The following is an 18,238-nucleotide window of genomic DNA, read 5'->3' as shown; positions in this document are numbered from 1 at the left end:
CGATGCATATCAAGATAGCAGCGGTTTCACCCACCTTCCGATTATGTTTGTTTAATCAAATTATCTCATACCTTTTTACATAACTCCAATATTTTCTTTACCGTGTTGGAATTCCTAATTGTAATGCTGTTATATACGGATGAACCTACAATTTTTGACCAGCGTGTTCTTGAGAATGTCTTAATTGGTGCAGACCAGAAAATAACTCTGCCGTAATGACCAACTTTTTCATATTCAGGCTTGATCTCCCCTACCTCCTTAAAAACCTCATCAACAGACATAGGCGGTATTACAAATAAAACATTATGCTTGGATTCTTTATCAACATCCCACCATTTAGGTGCATTACTTAACGATTCGAAAAGATCATCTGCCAGTATAACAGTTACAGTAATGGCTAGCTTAAACTTCTCCAAAATCAATTCCTCACATTTGCTTTTCAAAAACTCAACATCAGAATCCTCGCTGGAAAAGATAAGGTTTCCACTATTTATATATGTGATAACACTAAAGAAGCCGTTTTTCTCAAATAGCTCCTTTAATTCCTTCATTGACACTTTGTTTTTTCCTCCAACATTAATGCCTCTAAGTAAGATTATATATTTATTCATATTTTCCACCCCAAATCGGTTTCTTTTTATAATTATTTATACCACAGAGCATAAAAAATAACTACTGATCAAAAAGTTAATTCTTTTCTGTAGTAAATCTCACCTAAGATTTTTCTATTGATTATTCCCTGACAGTGAACTAAAGCGATTAGATAAGTTGCTACCTCATGCAAATATCAATATTATCTCTGGAGCCGGAACCACATTGTTTATTTTGTTTAATTGCTATACAATTATTAGTACATGCACCAACGAAAGGAGCAATTATACAAACATGAGTCAAGCAGAAATTTACTGCCTAACAATAGATGATATATTAGACCCCCATTTACTGTATTCATATATTTATCCAAACACACAATTTCATTTATACTGGAGTGATGATTGGTCCGAAGATTTCTATATCGAAAGTGCGTATGCAGGCTTCATCAGCACTTGCCTTAATGTATCAGGCTCGGAAATTCTTTTACCCGAAATTCAGACCAATTATGCAGTACTTGACTGGAGTAACCTGATTATATCTAAAAAAGTCGAAAAGATTATAGAAAGCAAAGCCTTTATAAATAACAGCTATTATGTTAGATTGAATGGAAGCCTTGGTAATACTATTGATAAAATATCCAAATACCATAAAGACAACTGGTTAAGCCATAAATATGCGGATTTATTGCATAGACTAAATGTGATTAAAGATAAAAAAAGGGACTTTGAAATTGTAACTGTTGAACTTTGTGATTCGGCTAACGATGAAATTATTGCCGGTGAAATAGGATATGCAATAGGTGCTACCTACACCAGTTTAACCGGTTTTTGCGATAAGGTGTCTAAAAAGCACAACAATTTCGGAAAGCTTCAATTGGTACTGCTTGCCAAAACTTTGCAATACCATGGCTATCATTTCTGGAATTTGGGCCATCCCTATATGGATTATAAAGTAAAACTAGGTGCCCGGATTACACCCAGGCAGGACTTTCTAAAAAAATGGCTTGCTTCAAGGGATCAACAGCCCACTAAAAAGCTAATTTCTGAATTCCGGTTTGATTATGAATTTTACAAGGAGCTATTATAGTTCCTTGTAAAATTGCTACAGAGTAAAGCTTCTACTTTTTTAGCTTTTCCTTCATGGGCTTTGTATAGCTGCTTGAGAGATTGTATTTATCCCGCAGCTCATTGACAGTCTTATACAAGGAATTCTTATACTCCTTATCTGCTCCTCCTGACTTATAAAGGATTGATAAATCATTATATAAACCGGGAAACTCCTTTTTTATAAATTCAAAGAATACTGTCCTTGTTTTCCCCCTCAGATACAAGGTCCCCGGTAAAACATAATGGACACCGCTGTCTTTTGCAGATCTGAAAAGCGAATCAAAGTTCTCAAAGCTATCGGTGACATAAGGAATAATAGGCATTACATGCAATCCTACTGAGGCATTAGTTTTTCTGAATATCTTAAGCATTTTAAACCGCCTGTCAGATTCCACTCCACCAGGCTCAATGAGCTTTCTAATATTTTCATCCATGGTTGTAACAGTTGCAGCAACATTAATATAAGTTATCTTGGATAACTCATCAATCAAATCATAATCCCTTAGTATCAAATCCGATTTGGTTGATATAATGGCAGGAGTTTTGTACTTTATAAGCAGCTTTAAAATCTCAGGCATTAATCCATAATGCTCCTCTGCAGCCTGATAGCTATCGGTAACACCACCTATATTTACAATCTCTCTTTTCCATTTGGGATCACAAAGCTGCTTTTCAAGCTGCTCCAAAATATTTGTTTTCACGTATATATCGCCGAAGTAATTATCTGAGCCGAGATATTCATGAGAATAGATTGCATAGCAGTATTTGCAGCCATGCTCACATCCTCTATAAATATTCAAATCCCAGCTATAGGGCATTCTTCTTTTAAGATGATTCATTGCAGTTTCACAGCTGATTTCTTTGTATTTTATATCACTCATATGGAATCCTCATTTTCCCTATTTCTTAGTAACTGGCAGCCAAACTTCACATTTGTAATTCAGGGAGCTTGTATCTCCCTCAGGATAAACTTCAATATCCGGTGCGTCTGCATATTCGTAGCCGGATGTGGGCAACCATTCGGTTATAATCCGCTTCTGAAGCTCTTGTATGGCAGCAGGCATAGGGCCAATACATTCAAATATTGCCCAGGTAGCTGTTGGCACTATATATTCGTGCATGTTTTCAGGCTTTGGCTTGTCGGTTGCGGATGCTATATAATAATCAAAATCCTTGCCGTTCATACATGTACTTATCCCCAATACACCCAATGGCTCTTTATTTGATAATTGTCCAATCTCAACAATCATGCCGTTTTGGAATGTCTCCCCCCAAAACTTAGGTACTTGAACAAAGTTTTTTTCTACATCCAAATCAAAATGCCTTTTAGCTCCTACGACACGAAATGCTTCTTTCTTCTCAATCCTATAATTCATTTCCACTTCTCCTTTAATTGAAATTAAGAAGGTCATACGTGGATGAGCTTTCAGTATAACTCCCTCACTTTTGGCAGCAGATGGAGGTACTCCGTGAACGTTCTGAAAAGCTCTTGAAAATGAGGTTGGAGAGTCATACCCATATTTTAATGCCAAATCAATTACTCTTATATCACTGTTCTGCAGTTCAAATGCTGCCTGGGTCATACGCCTGCGTCTAATGTACTCTGCCAGAGATACATTGGCAATATAGGAAAACATCCTCTGAAAGTGAAAGGATGAACAGCATGCAATTTTTGCCGCTTGTTCAAAATCTATTTCTCCTGCAAGATTATCCTCTATGTAGCTTATTGATTGATTCAGCCTGTCCAGCCATTCCATCGCAATTACTCCTTTGATTAAATTATATTTGAAGTTGGATAACGTGTCCTCTCAATTTGTGCACAAAAATGTGAGATATGTTCCAAAGTTAATCAACATTATTTTATTCTTTTTATGGTTAATCCACAATATAATAGGACTATTCTAACCTAAAAAATTTCTATAAAAAAGGATATTAAGCAACAAGTATCGAATTAAATAAAGAAGATAAACAAAAAGAAGATGAACAAAACCCATTTTTGACCCTCCATCTCTTACCATGTAAACTTCTTTGACTCCACATTTGCATACATTACTTTTAATACACTAAAAAAACAAGAACTAACTTATTGAAAGGAGGGCTATTCCTGTATTGGAATGGCATTATTAGTATGTTGGAAGTAAAAGAATTGGAAATAAAGGACATAAGTGATAGTGAATATATCGAAAACCTATTCAAGAAACTTTCCAAGAAGGAAAAAATAGATATAATGATAGACCTTGAAGATGGGAAAACCAAAAATTCTTCACTTGAGTTTGCAGGCAAAGAAGTATTTATGACCGATGCTGCATTCAAGAGCAAACGTATTAAAATAACCTTCATTTATAATGATTACGCCTTTTATTTTTTCACCCATGTAGATGGGTTTCTAAAAATCAATGTGCCAAAAACCATATATCAACTGACAAAAAGAGAACTTGAGCGATATATAGTTCAGGAAGATGAAAATGCTTATGTTATCACGGACAAACAGAAATATAGGATAGTCAATATACACACAAAAGGATTATCCTTTCAGTCAACTAAGAAAAATCATGGAGTTGGCGATTTGTTACGGAACTTTACAATAAGTCTGGATAACGAAGTAATTTTTGTTGACGCAGAAGTCAGGCACGTACAAAAAATTGGAAATTTATATATTTATGGACTAATTTACAAAGATATATATTGGCTTGATAAAATGCAAATTATAAAGTATGTCCTTAAAAACAGCCATACAAATTTAAGAAATATGAGTGAATACTCAGAAGATGAGATTTACAAACTTTTTGATAAATCCGGATATTTTGAGTCTTCAAATAAAGGATTCCAGAGCAATTTCCCAGATATGATCCATGCATTGAGGAAAATCGACAATGCCCCTCATATTTACAAAAGCTTTGTCTACGTAGACAAGAACAATCAAATTCTATCAGGGGCAAGCATTGTCAAGCTATATAATTATACCTTTTTGGCTCAACACATGGCAGTAAAGAAAGAGTCAAAGCTTAACCTGACTTGTAAAGTGGATATTTATAAGGCAATACAAAACTATATCTTAAACCATGATTATTTTAAATATTACTTAGCCTATTTTGACGAGGATTTGGATTGGCACAAGGGATTGTTTCAAAGAATCAGCGAGCATATCAACAACTCGGAAAAATTCTTATTTGAGGAGTTGATATGGTTTGTTTCCTGGACAGGGGAATTTAATTTCTCTGATACAAACAATCCATATATGGTTGAAAAGTTGAATGATGCAAGTGAGTTTGTCAATTTCGCACACAAAAATATAAGAGAAATAGAAAAAGGCTGCTACTGCTATGGTGAGGACATAAATCTTGATAAAATCAAAGGTATTTATGCCGTTAAAGATCTTTATGCTGATAGAAAGATTTTTAGGGTTAGCGAAAACGGTGACATAGTTGCATATGTTGTTGCAGAAGCTTATACTTCAGGCTTAAACCTGTTTAATTGCATCGATTCCGCTAAAATTTATTTTACCAATACAAATATTGACCGGAGTGCTTTTCTTAAAGCCATTTACAATGAACTAAACAATTTTTACCGTAAATATGACAAAAGCCATTTTCATATTTTATCCAACTCAAGCTGCGGCATAGATTTCAGAAATATAAATCTTGACAACTTTAAAAGGATCCGTGCTTCACGGGTTATTGCCAATAATGAGGGTATTAGAGAACACAAAAACTTTTTTAAAACTATTATGAGTTAAGCCGCCGCTAAATGTAAAATTATTAGTATAATTTCAATTTATGAATATAGCGTTTACCCATTAATTGAAGGTAAATTTCATAAATGATGCTTCCAATATTTCGGTTAATTTCACCAATTGAAGTTAAAAGCGGCATAGCCATCAGGTGCATAGGTACATCCCATATTGAATAATTTATATTGGGAATCAAGCGAAAACCTGCTTTTTCATAAAAATCAATCCGCTTTTTACGAAAATCTTCTTCCTCTTTACTGGTCGATTCTTCCGGCTTCTCAACTTCAACAATAATACCCAGTTTGTCCGAATATTTATTGCACAACTCCTTAAGAAACACAGTTCCGATTCCCTGCCCTCTGAACTGCTCATATACAGCAAGCAGACTTATAAGAACATATCTGTTTTTGTTACTGCCTGCACATATGGCGTATGCGACATCTTGTTCATCCTTACATAAAAACATTCCTTCCTGTGCCCCATTTCGAATCTGTTGATACAACACTTCGTATGGGGCATATTCATTTGCAGCAAAATCTCTCTCGATTTTGTTATATATCCCTTTCAATTCTTGTTCTATTATTGTGCGTATATTATACTGATCCATACCGTAATCCTCTTTATGAGAAAATTATATAGATACCGAACTGTAAAGTTATATATCAGTTCGGTATCTATAAAAACTGCAAGGCAATTTCCCGTGCCTGCAGGTGAAAATTTATACTAAAATTCCTGTCCAACGATTTATTTTATATCTGCCTTCCACAAACCGTGAAGATTGCAGTACGCATATACTTCAGCATTCTCTTTATCACAGAAAACAGCCTTTGGTTCATCTGTAGGAGATAGTGGAATCCTTTCGGTTCCATTTTCACTCACTAATGCGATCCACTCAATATAATGCTCCGGAGTCATTGGATGCAAAGCAGAACCAACTTGCACAGTAATTTTTCCATCACTTCTTGTAGCAACAGGAATGTGCTTTTCCACTGAAGCCTCTGTTGTATTTGCTTTGAGTTCTGTCATTGGCTTGCCGCAGCACACAAGAGTACCACCGCCGCTTTTAATCAAACCAACCATATTACCGCATGCTTCACATTTAAAAAACTCAACTGGTGCTTTCATTATTATTGCCTCCTTTAATTATTAATAAACTTAAACATATGCTCCACATTATTTATGGGAGTGACCCACATGTAGATTTTATTCTATCTACACCTTAAATATTATCAACACTTATTTGATTTTGCAACCTTGACGTTGTCGTGAGGAATTGCAGTGCAGTATACACATAACTTCCAAATATAAAAAATTGATTAAGCTATAGCTTTTTTGGGTATCAATTGAAACATAAAAATAACTGAATAGGGATTTAAAGCAAGGGACGATTTAAGTGATTAATGGTATATCATATATTCAAAACAGATGAAACAGCAAATACAGCAGTTAGGAAGTGATCATATGTTTAACATATACAGCAAAAAAGTTATTAATTTTCTAGTAATAACTACAGGAATATATATAGTTTATTATATGTTCTGGAGGGTTACAAAAACAATAAACTATTCAGCATTGTTTTTCTCATTGATTTTACTCGCAGCGGAAATTTATGGATTTATTAACTACTTTCTGTTTGCACTTATGACCAAAGATATCGAAAAAGGAGAAAGGATTTCACCTCCTGATGGATTAAACGTTGATGTTTTTGTCCCTACATATAACGAGGATCTGGAAGTTCTTGAAGCCACTTTAATAGGTTGTGCAAATATGAATTACAAGCATACCACCTATGTTTTAGATGACGGTCGAAGAGGAGAAGTAGCTTCTCTCGCAAACCAATTAGGCTGCGTTTATCTTACAAGATCCGATAACAAGCATGCTAAAGCCGGCAATATAAATGCAGCACTTAAAAAAACCAGCGGAGAGTTTATTGTTATTTTAGATGCGGATATGGTTCCTCAGCCCGACCTTATAGAAAAAACATTAGGATATTTTAATGACCCTAAGACAGCAATTGTACAAATGCCTCAGGAATTTTACAATCTGGATTCGGTGCAGCATTTAAACAATTCTTCTCATTGGCATGAACAACAGCTTTTTTATCACGTTATACAACCGGGAAGAAATTCCATCAATGCTCCGTTCTGGTGCGGAAGCCCATCAATAGTGAGAAGAAGTGCATTAGAAAGCATAGGCGGAGTAGCTACAGAAAGTATAACCGAGGACTTCCTGACATCTATCAAACTAAATAGTAAAGGCTGGAGTATAAAATACCACAATGAAGCTTTAGCATTTGGAATCGCTCCTCAGTCGATACATGCTTTTAACCTTCAGAGACTGCGTTGGGCTCAAGGGGCTATGAAAATCCTAAAAAGCAAAAATAATCCCCTTATTGTTCCAGGATTGAGTATCAAACAAAGATTGGCTCATTTTTCAGCAATATTTACCTATTTTGAGTCATATCAAAAGTTTATTTACTTGTTAGTTCCTGTTGTATATTTATTTACAGGCGTTATGCCTTTAAAATTATCTACAGGATACGAGTTCCTTGTTCATTGGGCACCATGCTTCATATTACTAATTCTCACCAATAAGGCACTTGGAAGGGGCTACTTCAGATTTGTAGCAGTAGAAGAATATAATATTCTTAAAATGTTTACTTTTATAAAGGCTTCATTCAGCTTGATCGGCTCAGGACATATGACCTTTAAGGTTACTCCAAAGTCTGTTGAGAGTTCAATAAAATCAAAGGAAAGGCATGAAATCTATCTTCATGGAGTCATCCTGGCGGTTATTTTACTCTCTGCATCCTTTGGAATGGTAAATTTGTTAAGGGGTGCATTTTTATCCTACTCCTCAACCTTATGCACAGTCATAGCCATATTATGGTCCGTATTTAACAGTTACCTGTTAATCATAGCAATGCGGGAAGTATTAAGAAGAATATATTATCGTCATGATTACAGATTTAGTGTTCAGTTAAGCAGCAGGTTTGTGGAATTAACAGGTATTCAGTTGTATGCTACCGTCAATGATATTTCAAGAAGCGGAATTGGGCTTACAGATGTTGATACTGATGCAATCGACGGTAAGGGTAAAATAAGAATTTGCTTGCCGGACGGAATATTGGATGTTACTGGCCTTGTAGAATATAATGAAGTATCTGAAGACGGATCTAAAAAGGTTGGTCTTAAGTTTGATCATTTGACTTCAGAGCAGAGAATGCGTTTGTTTAATTTTCTATATGTAACTGTACCAAGGTACATATACAATTCAGCGGATAATATGAACAGCAGCATTGAATACTTACCTGATAAGGATTCTACTAATGAAATTGTGAGTTACTGTAATTTTGACCTGGGAATAGATCAGTTAGATGGTGAACTTGTCCACGTACAATAATTTAATTTTTGTTGCACGTGCAACCGCATTAATTAAAATAACCTGGTATTATTAACATTATCTGATTGTGTTAGGAGGACATGTAATGGGTATGTTTTGCTATCAATGCCAGGAGACTGCGAGAGGCAAGGGTTGTGAATATGGAGGTGTATGCGGAAAAAGCGAAGAACTTGCAGATCTGCAGGACCTCCTGATTTATACTCTTAAAGGCATTTCGGAAATCGTTATAAAAGGAAAGCTTGAAATAAAATATCTTAGTAATGTCAATCATGAGGTTTTAAAAAGCTTGTTTATGACAATAACCAATGCCAATTTTGATGATGCAGTAATTATTGATAAAATAAAGCAAATGATTTCTCTGAGAGATGAGTTGAGAAGAAAAGTTAAAGTGGAATATCTTCATGACGCAGCCACCTTTGAGGTTAATACGTTGAATGATATGATATTTAAAGCATCATATGCAGGCATGATACCCAAGGATGATGAGGATATCAGATCCCTTAAACAACTGATTACCTTTGGAATAAAAGGGTTAGCTGCATACACACATCACGCACTTAACCTGGGAAAAGAATCGGAAGATCTATATTATTTCATCTATGAGGCACTTGCAGCTACACTGGATACTGAGCTTTCTATGGAAGATCTCTTTGCATTGACGATGAAGACCGGAGAGTTTGGAGTTAAGGGAATGGCACTGCTTGATGAAGGAAACACCTCCAAATACGGTAATCCGGAAGTCACGGAAGTAAACATAGGTGTGAGAAATAACCCTGCAATCCTTATATCAGGGCATGACCTGACTGACCTTGAGCAGCTTCTTGAGCAAACACAGGGTACAGGAGTAGATGTTTACACTCACAGCGAAATGCTGCCAGCCCACTATTACCCTGTGTTTAAAAGGCATGACAACTTTGCCGGAAACTATGGAAATGCATGGTGGAAGCAGGATGAGGAGTTTGGATCGTTCAACGGCCCAATCCTTTTTACCACAAACTGCATTGTTCCGCCAATAACCGATGAGGTAAGATCCAGAATATTTACAACAGGAGTTACAGGATATCCAGGTTGTATACATATAGAATCCGACTCAGAGGGTAAAAAGGATTTTTCAAAAATCATAGAGCTGGCTAAATCACTAAAAGCTCCTGATGAGATTGAGTCAGGCAAGATAGTTGGAGGATTTGCACATGAGCAGGTCTTTGCATTGGCTGGCAAGGTGGTAGATGCAATAAAATGCGGAGCAATAAAAAAGTTTTTTGTGATGGCAGGATGCGATGGAAGGATGGAAAGCAGAGAATACTATACCCAATTTGCAAAGGAAATTCCAAAGGATACCATTATTCTAACCGCAGGGTGTGCAAAATATCGTTATAACAAGCTTGGCCTGGGAGACATATGCGGCATCCCAAGAGTACTTGATGCAGGACAATGCAACGATTCATATTCACTGGTAATGATTGCACTTAAATTGAAAGAAGTGTTTGAGCTGAATGATATAAATAATCTGCCAATCGCCTACAATATATCTTGGTACGAACAGAAAGCAGTGTTGGTTTTATTGGCTCTTCTGTATCTGGGAGTTAAGAACATACACTTAGGTCCAACACTTCCTGCATTCCTGTCACCCAATGTTGCAAAGGTGCTTATTGATAGCTTTGGCATTGCCGGAATTGGAACAGTTGACGAAGATATTAAGATATTCATGGGTAAATAAACAAAAATCCGTGTTAGCATTTATGGTATTGGCTTTCTGAAGAACACACCAATTATCATTACAACTGCAAATGTAGTAAGATACCACAAAACCTCCATCTTATGAGAAAAGCATGCTGCAATAATCATAAATACGCAGCTGCATATCGCAAAAACAGGTGCAATATAACGCTTAAATATGCTCAATTCCGTTTCCTTTTTAATGAGCATAATAAAAATAGGAATATATGCAGCATATATTGTTATAATAGGCAATTCTGTCATATCAAAATTAAAAAATTTGAACCATGACTTTGTAAGCTGCGAGCCATAAAAGTAAAGCAGCCATATCCCACAGAATAACAGACCGATTATGGCAGAATTGGTTGGCATATTGGTTGCTTTGTCTACCTGCTTGAAAACGCGGGGAGCAGGTCCTGCATCACGAGCCGCAAGGGCATAAATTCCACGGGTGCACCCCAGCATTAGACCATTGAGAGTTCCAAGGCATGATATCACAACAAATACAAACAATGCAGTTCCACCTGCTTTTGAGAAGAGCGTCTCGAAAGCCAGCTTTGCACCTTTCTCACCACTTTCCATGAGAGCTGCGTTGCTCACTGCACCCGAAAGTCCGATATAGTAAAGTATATAAGTAGCAACAACAAGTATTGTACCGATAACAAGTGCTTTAGGCAGGTTTTCCTTAGAGTTCTCTAATTCAGCATTGATGGAGGTTGCAATAATCCATCCCTCATATGCAAACGCAGTAGCAACAACAGCAGTAAACAAGGCATTTCCTGTGCTCACTTGCTTGGTTATTGCGGTAAAATTTTCAACTGTCATGCCATTTGTTAAACCCGCAATAGTGCCAATGACTGCCATAAGGAATAGGGGAACGAGCTTAATTGTGGTAGTAGCTACTTGGAACTTACCTGCAAGCACCGGAGATAATGCATTGAGTGCATAGCTTGCTACCAGATAAAAACCTGTGATTGCCAAAGCTTCCGCTCCGACAATTGAAAATTCAAACAACACACAGGTATATCGAGCAGAAACCCATGCCAATGCTGCAGTAAGGGTTGGATAGTATGTAGTAGACATAAACCATCCCACGTAAAAGCCATACCTTTTGCCCATGGCAACCTCAGCATAGTCTACAATACCATTAACATATTCATAACGCGTTGCCATAATGGAAAATGTATAAGCACAGGCAACCATGATTGATCCACCTATAAGCCATGCCATAATTCCTAAAGGTAAGTTGCCTCCCGTTGCAGCAAGTACCTTTTCTGCCTTAAAAAACACACCACTTCCTATAACAATACCTACTACCATAGCAATCGCGGTAAATAGACCATACTTCTTTTTGAGACTTGAATCCACTATTATCGATCCTTCTTTCTTAATTCACCCAAACTTAAAGTTACTCTTATAAATGAGTATTCTCAAGAATGAGTCTTAGTATGTAAGAGGATTAAAAGAAGATGAAAGAAGCGTTTATCTTGAGATTACCTCAAAAGGGTATGGAAATGGAAAAAGAAGCCCTGGATTATTTGCCAAATCTCTTGTTCACATTCTAAAATAAAACACATCACCTTTACATAAAACATATGATAATACTATACGCTTATGAAAGGAATGAGCACTATGTATAATATCCCTAGCATGTATCAATGTCCCTATAACCCCAACACTCCAATGCATAACGCATATAATATGTTCCAGTGTCCTTATTTTGCTAATACCCCAGTATATAACCCGGACTTATGGAACCAGTTCCCTAACCAGTATCTTCCCTATACCAACCAAGCTAAGACCGATTATACAATCATATTGAAAGATTATGGACCTAACCCGTTTGTAGTTGATATTGAAGAGGCTACCAAACAAAATAACAACTTCCGTTTGGCTTTATGGACAGGAAAATACTTACAGCTTACCCTAATGAGCATCAATGTTGGTGAGGACATAGGTTTGGAGATCCACCCAAACCTTGATCAATTCATACGCATTGAGGAAGGTCAAGGTATTGTAAAAATGGGGGATCGTCAAGACAAGCTGGACTTTCAAGCTAATGTCAGTAATGATTTTGCATTTATTATACCTGCCGGAAAATGGCACAACTTAATAAATACAAGCAATAAGCCCCTAAAATTGTATTCTATCTATGCACCACCTCAGCATCCGCTCGGTACAGTTCATAAAACCAAAGAGGAGGCTGAAGCTGCTGAAGAAGGGCATGATCACTAAGATTAAAGAATATCGAAAACCGGGATAGTGAACAGTAGCCGACCAAGGTTGTATACCACCCTGCCCGGCTTCTTTATTTTTAGTCATCCTTTATAATACACATTTTTATTATTTTTGCCTAACCTTGAACCTTAGTACCGTTTTAAGCTTGTCTACTTCGGTCTTACGAGGGTCTGAAAGATATATTTCCCGATGCTTGAGTGAGCTTCTCTCATATCCCCTATCTCTACAGAATTGTTCCATCATTTTAAAGCTCCCAGGCTCATCATCATATGTTCCTAAATGAAGCATCTGACAACACATTCCCTCGGTTATGACGGAATACTTAATTTTATCAAGATAGTCATTAGGCTTCTTCTTTTTTGTTTCAGAAATAAACCTTTCAAATAATTCATCAGTTAAAAATTCCGGCTGACGAATCATAACGGAGTATGCATAGTTACTTTTGTCGGTTATTGACTTAGTTTTATCCACCAAATCCCATACTCCCTCAAGCGGAAAAACTGTATAATCATAAAATCCTTCAGGAATCTCCTTGCTTTTATAAGACATCTTTACCGCATAACTAAAGCTATAGAGTGCAGCAGTAGCCAAGGCAAATTCCTCACCATTGGGATCTCCTGTACCATCGATCGTTGCGAACTTAATTGACGGTACTTCTATAATACAAGGGCTATTCTTTGGCAAGTATAAATCCTTGAAAGCCTTTTTATAATCAATTTTCTTTATAGTCATAAGAGCCCTCCGTTTTGAATTTTAGGTGTATGCTTCTTTTCATATTGTAATAAAATTAGTATACTATTCTTAATTTGACAACTGTATGTCATATTAACAACATCCGTTGCTGTTACTGCTGCCTGAGCAGTCACAGCTCGGTTCACTTCCCGTCAGCCACCCCATAATAATTGCGTATGCACAGCCCACACCCGGCTTGACTTCTATTGCAGCAAAGGGACAGTTCTTTGCACAGGCACCGCATTCCATACATCCATCCTTGTTAATGATTCGAAGTTTCCTGTTTTGCAGCTCAAATACTTTATGAGGACATACTTCGATACATCTTCCGCATCCGGTGCATTTATTCGAATCAAGCTTTAAAGTAACAACATTTTTCAAATACCGATTCTTCATAGCTTCCTCCTTTAAATCCCTAAAAAGCCGTTAAGCAAAATCAGAATTGTGCCAATGATTATAGACACGGCAATTACAGGTACTGCTATTTTCATTTCCTTCAAAACTCCTGAAAATGAGGTGTATGTAGATGAGCCCGTAAAATTCATAGCATAAAACGCAGAAATACAAGGAAGTACCAGCAAATACCCCAGTCCTCTGATAAAACTGAATGTTGGTGATACCGTCCATCCACTTAAAACATTTATAACAGCAGCCCATATCAACCCTAAAAGCCACCCCTTCCATGCAAAGGCCCTGCCTGGAATCCAAGGAAGCAGAACAGGAGTTATCACGCAGCCTGTTATCAAAGCCCCTCCATACCCATAAAAGTCATATATTCCGAACGGGTTGGCAGTGACAAGGTTTAATAAAAATAAAATCCCGAAAATTATCAATGAGACCTTAAACGTTCCTACCAACTCCATCGGAGTCAAAACCAAACGGTCAATCAAATTGAACTTGACAGTACGCATTTCACCTGTAACTTTCATGCCTGAATTTATAAATTCTTTTATATCCGCTGCCCTTACCGGGCCGTAGATTACCTTAAATCCGGTTTGTTTCTCCACTTCATGGGCACTTACTCCAGGTGCACCCAATTGTGGTAATATCAATGTTCTATGAGTCGCAATATCATGAAGTCTTGTTTTACCAATTCGGCTTACAAGCTCTTTTGTCCCGAATGTGCCTTTCCCTGCAGCACACCATACATTAATGCCCTTTGTATCAAGGACTAAAATCCATGCATTAAGATCTGACAGCTCCCTTCTGAGGGTATCAAAGGTTAATTTGTAATTTGCAGTTACAAGTACAGGTGAATCCTTATCAGGGTTTCCTACAGCATATATACCAGGGTTTATTTTATAGTTCATTCTGTTAATTCCCCACCGGGCTTTCCACGCCCCAAATATATCGGAAATAACCAATTGAGTTGATACCCGTGGTACTATACCTGAAACTGTCTTCACTTCGCCAATTATCCAATGGTCTTTTTTATCATACTGAGTAATGGGGTCAATTGAACACTTTTGACTTCCTCCGCAACAGGACCTGTTTTTTTCCGCTGAAGATACGCCTTCTATATTGGGTACTTTAACTTTGGGTACTTTAACTTTGGGCTTAACCTTTATCACTTTGGCTTTAGGATCGCTATTATCGGAGCCGCAACAGCTTTTATTCTCCATGCCTTCCACCTCCAGTCAACAAACATTTACAGCTTGGAGCCTTACTTTTTAATGCAGCAATTTTGTGAAGCATCGACTTATCATTATTGAATTCTGCATCGCCGCAAAGCCATCCAGGCAAAAGTGAAAGAATGCTCAATAAGTGCTTCGTATACTCATTCTCATCAATTCTATAATAAACCCACTTTCCTTCTCTTCTGTCTTTTATTATTTTTGACTGCTTGAGAATTGCAAGCTGCCGCGAAACCCTCGGCTGGGACATATCAAGAGCTGCAAAAATTTCACATACACACAGCTCATTATTAAGCAGCAGCAATAAAATCCGCAGCCTTGTTCTATCCGAGAGAATGCTGAATAAATCTAGCAAATCATCCATTTCATATACTCCCTTCACATTATCATATATACATATAATTATATGATTATTGAATGAAAATGTAAATAAGCATATATCCTTCAGCAACATTGCCTGTGCTGAAGAAGGAACTGTCAATACCAATGTTGTTTCTTCAGTTTACTCAGTAGCAGCTAATGCTGCTGAGCTAATAGGTTATAATAGCAAATGTCTTTCCAGCAACCATTAGTGATAGTAGAAAATATGCTTGGATATACTCGAAGTATCAGGGCTTGATTTAAGTAAAAGTTGCAGATGCCAACTACCTATTGATAAGCTTGTATGGAGTTTTCCTTTAGAAAACTTAGGTAATGGGAAGCACTGCTTGAAATAAATATAGTTAAATTATACAATTTTGTATCATTTAACCAAATATTAGAAATATAATGAAATTATTTATTAATTAATTATTGATAGGGGTATTAGTTTGGAATGGTATTTGAAAGTTTTAAAGAATTATGTTAATTTTAGCAGAAGGGCAAGGCGTAAGGAATATTGGATGTTTGAATTGTTCAACATCAGTATAATGCTAGCACTATATATTCTTGACTTGTTAGTCAGTCCCATTTTTAAGAGCTTGTACTTGTTGTATACGTTAGCAGTTTTTCTTCCTACACTTGGAGTAATTGTCAGAAGACTTCACGACATTGGATAACCCTAGCTAATCCGGGTCTTCATAAGGTTAAGACCAATGATTGTGCAGCCAACCGAAAACATAATTATTCCTGCTAGCCCTATGTAAATGGAAACAGCAGATACTACTGCATAAAATAGTGCTCCCGAAAGAAATAGCACCCCTCCAAGCTTATTAAACTCTTTAAACCGTATAAGTGCTACTCCGAGCAAAAGTACGCCTATCAGTAATATCACCTGAAAACCGTAGGAGAAAATTGTATTAATGGGATGATTCAAAATGATATTATTTCTCAAAAGTCCAACTGAGGAGTGGTTCTCAGCAATAATCGGATATAGAAATATTTCCTGGACAAGTTGGGCTGCCTGAAAGATATATGCAGTTGTGATGAAAAAATAACCTGCAAAGCCCAACCAACCGGATTTTTCATACATCCTGGTATATAACGCCGTGAAGCCGAAAACCATCATTATGATACCCGGCAGGGCAAGTGAAGTAATCCATATCCAGTTGGGGTGGCTAACCACTTTAGAAAAATCCTTTGTCATCTCATGCACAGGCAGCAAAAGCGTAAAGCAGACCGCATAAGCAGCAAATAAAAATCCTCCTGCTATAATCGAATAAGCACCAAGTTTTTGTAAAAAAGATAGTTTCATTTTTATTCCCCCAATAATTTCTCTTATTTCAACCTTGTAAAACCACGATTATTCTGCGTTATTAATTACCCAGATCCTTTTTAAAGGAATTTCCAATTTTATATCACCATCCAGCTTATCATTGTTCCTATGAGTTGATCCAAAGTCGGTCTATCTACAGGTGCATCAGTAGCTTTGACCTGCACACAAATCCTGGGACTTTCAAACCCCATGGCTCCCTGAGCAGCCAGAATATCTACGCCTTTATCAGGACCCTCAGGACTAACATATGTTATAAATCCTTTTGCCCTAAGTATGGAATCCACTACTTTAGCCATCCCATGACCTTTATATTTTCTTATGAGCATATCTCTTATATTATCAATAGCATCCACTTCTATATCTCTTTGAATTGCATCATCAGATTCATCTATATCACAATCAGATTCCCTATTGAATATTTCCTATTTTCTTCAAGGAATCTATTCTCATGTTCACCGTGTTTTCCTGCCCTACAAAACCATATAGCCATGGCATCCCACTCCTTTTACAAAATTTCCAATTGATTGGTAATTCTTCATGCAATTTCTCAATTTAGTTTGTTCATTATCTCCCTGAAGCTCTCCAAAGCAGCTTCTATGTTCTATACAATATCATTTGCAAGTTCATCAGGATCAGGCAGATTTTTCAAATCTTCTAGACTCTTATCCTTGATCCAAGTGATATCAAGGCTTGTTTTGTCCAGGTTTACAATATCCTCACAAGTAAATTTCCTCCATATGCCTTCCAGATTTGTATCAGGATTCCATGTTTCCTCCCTATTATGCCTATTTTGACGGTTATAGCACTTTATGAATTCATCCAGATCATCTACCTTTAAAGGATTTTTCTTTAGAATACTTCTGTTGGAATCCTTAAGATTGTATGGAGCTCTGTAGTTTCAAGAAGCTTTTTTCTGACTGTTTCTCCAGTTAATCTCCATAGCCAACTCCGTCATCCCCTAAGGTATTGCAAAAGCTCTATATTTTTGACACAACACTTGATGTGTTATTTTCACTCATTAATTTCTCCCCCTGCCAGACTTGTAAAATTCTCTTCAATCTCCTCTATAGTACTTCCAGGTGATATTGATTTCCAATTGAAGGATGATTTAACCGCTGTCCCGCTATTCCTCTGTAATACCATATTGTTTCAAAAGCTCTTTTGCCTTCTTCATTCCCTCATCAGTTATAACAACTGACTTTGAACGGTGTCCACCTTTAATCAAATCCTCTTCGGTTAGTTCATCAAGTATGCCATAGTCGTATCCCTTCCATGTCCTACGGTACTGTATACCGAATTCATTTTCTTCCCAGGATGTAAGGTGCAACAGCATCAGAGTCAATTCTTTGACTTTCTCTTTTATATCTTTTTTCTCCATTTATAACCCTCCTAA

20 protein-coding genes are annotated in these 18,238 nt (G+C 36.9%); 6 read left to right on the top strand and 14 right to left on the bottom strand.

Annotated features, from left to right (window positions below):
• Positions 1–65: 65 nt before the first annotated feature.
• The gene (locus VIO64_RS09280; RefSeq protein WP_331917423.1) at positions 66–611 is read right to left on the bottom strand and encodes a DUF1697 domain-containing protein; all 546 of its coding nucleotides are present in this window, start codon (positions 609–611) and stop codon (positions 66–68) included.
• Between the two features lie 274 nt (positions 612–885).
• On the opposite strand from VIO64_RS09280, the gene VIO64_RS09275 reads away from it, so the two are divergent.
• Positions 886–1,680, top strand: a complete 795-nt coding sequence (locus VIO64_RS09275) for a hypothetical protein (protein WP_331917421.1) — start codon at positions 886–888, stop codon at positions 1,678–1,680.
• Positions 1,681–1,711: 31 nt separating this feature from the next.
• On the opposite strand, the gene VIO64_RS09270 is transcribed toward VIO64_RS09275, so the two are convergent.
• Both VIO64_RS09270 and VIO64_RS09265 read right to left on the bottom strand, forming a co-directional pair.
• Entirely contained in the window at positions 1,712–2,581 is an 870-nt protein-coding gene (locus VIO64_RS09270; protein ID WP_331917419.1) for an SPL family radical SAM protein, read from the bottom strand.
• Between the two features lie 18 nt (positions 2,582–2,599).
• The gene (locus VIO64_RS09265; RefSeq protein WP_331917417.1) at positions 2,600–3,457 is read right to left on the bottom strand and encodes an AraC family transcriptional regulator; all 858 of its coding nucleotides are present in this window, start codon (positions 3,455–3,457) and stop codon (positions 2,600–2,602) included.
• 371 nt (positions 3,458–3,828) lie between these two features.
• Here VIO64_RS09265 and VIO64_RS09260 point away from each other — a divergent pair, with 371 nt between their 5' ends.
• Positions 3,829–5,436 (top strand): PilZ domain-containing protein, encoded by a 1,608-nt coding sequence (locus VIO64_RS09260; protein ID WP_331917415.1) that lies wholly within the window; start codon positions 3,829–3,831, stop codon positions 5,434–5,436.
• A 22-nt stretch (positions 5,437–5,458) separates the two neighbouring features.
• On the opposite strand, the gene VIO64_RS09255 is transcribed toward VIO64_RS09260, so the two are convergent.
• Positions 5,459–6,037: a GNAT family N-acetyltransferase gene (locus tag VIO64_RS09255; protein WP_331917413.1), complete on the bottom strand. Its 579-nt coding sequence runs from the start codon at positions 6,035–6,037 to the stop codon at positions 5,459–5,461.
• Between the two features lie 137 nt (positions 6,038–6,174).
• The gene (locus VIO64_RS09250) at positions 6,175–6,555 is read right to left on the bottom strand and encodes a desulfoferrodoxin family protein (protein ID WP_331917411.1); all 381 of its coding nucleotides are present in this window, start codon (positions 6,553–6,555) and stop codon (positions 6,175–6,177) included.
• A gap of 336 nt (positions 6,556–6,891) precedes the next feature.
• Here VIO64_RS09250 and VIO64_RS09245 point away from each other — a divergent pair, with 336 nt between their 5' ends.
• Positions 6,892–8,832, top strand: coding sequence for a glycosyltransferase (locus VIO64_RS09245; RefSeq protein WP_331917409.1), 1,941 nt, complete (start codon positions 6,892–6,894; stop codon positions 8,830–8,832).
• An 85-nt stretch (positions 8,833–8,917) separates the two neighbouring features.
• Positions 8,918–10,549: a hydroxylamine reductase gene (gene hcp, locus VIO64_RS09240; protein ID WP_331917407.1), complete on the top strand. Its 1,632-nt coding sequence runs from the start codon at positions 8,918–8,920 to the stop codon at positions 10,547–10,549.
• Between the two features lie 20 nt (positions 10,550–10,569).
• Here the strand turns inward: hcp and VIO64_RS09235 are convergent, their stop codons facing one another.
• Complete coding sequence (locus VIO64_RS09235) at positions 10,570–11,916, bottom strand: APC family permease (protein ID WP_331917405.1); 1,347 nt, start codon at positions 11,914–11,916, stop codon at positions 10,570–10,572.
• Between the two features lie 264 nt (positions 11,917–12,180).
• On the opposite strand from VIO64_RS09235, the gene VIO64_RS09230 reads away from it, so the two are divergent.
• The gene (locus tag VIO64_RS09230; RefSeq protein WP_331917403.1) at positions 12,181–12,783 is read left to right on the top strand and encodes a cupin domain-containing protein; all 603 of its coding nucleotides are present in this window, start codon (positions 12,181–12,183) and stop codon (positions 12,781–12,783) included.
• A 108-nt stretch (positions 12,784–12,891) separates the two neighbouring features.
• Here VIO64_RS09230 and VIO64_RS09225 read toward each other — a convergent pair whose 3' ends face one another.
• The 4 genes from VIO64_RS09225 to VIO64_RS09210 form a co-directional block, all read right to left on the bottom strand.
• Complete coding sequence (locus VIO64_RS09225; protein WP_331917401.1) at positions 12,892–13,518, bottom strand: GyrI-like domain-containing protein; 627 nt, start codon at positions 13,516–13,518, stop codon at positions 12,892–12,894.
• 93 nt (positions 13,519–13,611) lie between these two features.
• Entirely contained in the window at positions 13,612–13,914 is a 303-nt protein-coding gene (gene hgcB / locus VIO64_RS09220; RefSeq protein ID WP_331917399.1) for a mercury methylation ferredoxin HgcB, read from the bottom strand.
• 11 nt (positions 13,915–13,925) lie between these two features.
• Positions 13,926–15,140 carry a mercury methylation corrinoid protein HgcA gene (hgcA, locus tag VIO64_RS09215; RefSeq protein ID WP_331917397.1) on the bottom strand — a complete coding sequence of 405 codons (1,215 nt, stop codon included), beginning with the start codon at positions 15,138–15,140 and terminating at the stop codon, positions 13,926–13,928.
• A complete protein-coding gene (locus VIO64_RS09210) occupies positions 15,130–15,516 on the bottom strand; it encodes a metalloregulator ArsR/SmtB family transcription factor (RefSeq protein ID WP_331917395.1) in 387 nt (128 codons plus the stop codon). Before VIO64_RS09210 ends, hgcA begins: the two co-directional genes overlap by 11 nt.
• A gap of 445 nt (positions 15,517–15,961) precedes the next feature.
• Here VIO64_RS09210 and VIO64_RS09205 point away from each other — a divergent pair, with 445 nt between their 5' ends.
• Positions 15,962–16,189 (top strand): DUF805 domain-containing protein, encoded by a 228-nt coding sequence (locus tag VIO64_RS09205; protein WP_331917393.1) that lies wholly within the window; start codon positions 15,962–15,964, stop codon positions 16,187–16,189.
• A 2-nt stretch (positions 16,190–16,191) separates the two neighbouring features.
• Here the strand turns inward: VIO64_RS09205 and VIO64_RS09200 are convergent, their stop codons facing one another.
• The 4 genes from VIO64_RS09200 to VIO64_RS09185 form a co-directional block, all read right to left on the bottom strand.
• The gene (locus VIO64_RS09200; protein ID WP_331917391.1) at positions 16,192–16,824 is read right to left on the bottom strand and encodes a hypothetical protein; all 633 of its coding nucleotides are present in this window, start codon (positions 16,822–16,824) and stop codon (positions 16,192–16,194) included.
• Positions 16,825–16,922: 98 nt separating this feature from the next.
• Positions 16,923–17,198, bottom strand: coding sequence for a restriction endonuclease (locus VIO64_RS09195; RefSeq protein WP_331917389.1), 276 nt, complete (start codon positions 17,196–17,198; stop codon positions 16,923–16,925).
• 658 nt (positions 17,199–17,856) lie between these two features.
• On the bottom strand, positions 17,857–17,988 hold the full coding sequence (locus VIO64_RS09190) for a hypothetical protein (RefSeq protein WP_331917387.1): 132 nt from the start codon (positions 17,986–17,988) through the stop codon (positions 17,857–17,859).
• On the bottom strand, positions 17,969–18,223 hold the full coding sequence (locus VIO64_RS09185; RefSeq protein WP_331917385.1) for a DUF6429 family protein: 255 nt from the start codon (positions 18,221–18,223) through the stop codon (positions 17,969–17,971). Before VIO64_RS09185 ends, VIO64_RS09190 begins: the two co-directional genes overlap by 20 nt.
• Positions 18,224–18,238 lie beyond the last annotated feature (15 nt).

Origin of the sequence: Pseudobacteroides sp. (genome assembly GCF_036567765.1) — a bacterium.
Lineage (GTDB): Bacteria > Bacillota > Clostridia > Acetivibrionales > DSM-2933 > Pseudobacteroides.
This window is presented reverse-complemented; position numbering and strand designations above follow the sequence as displayed.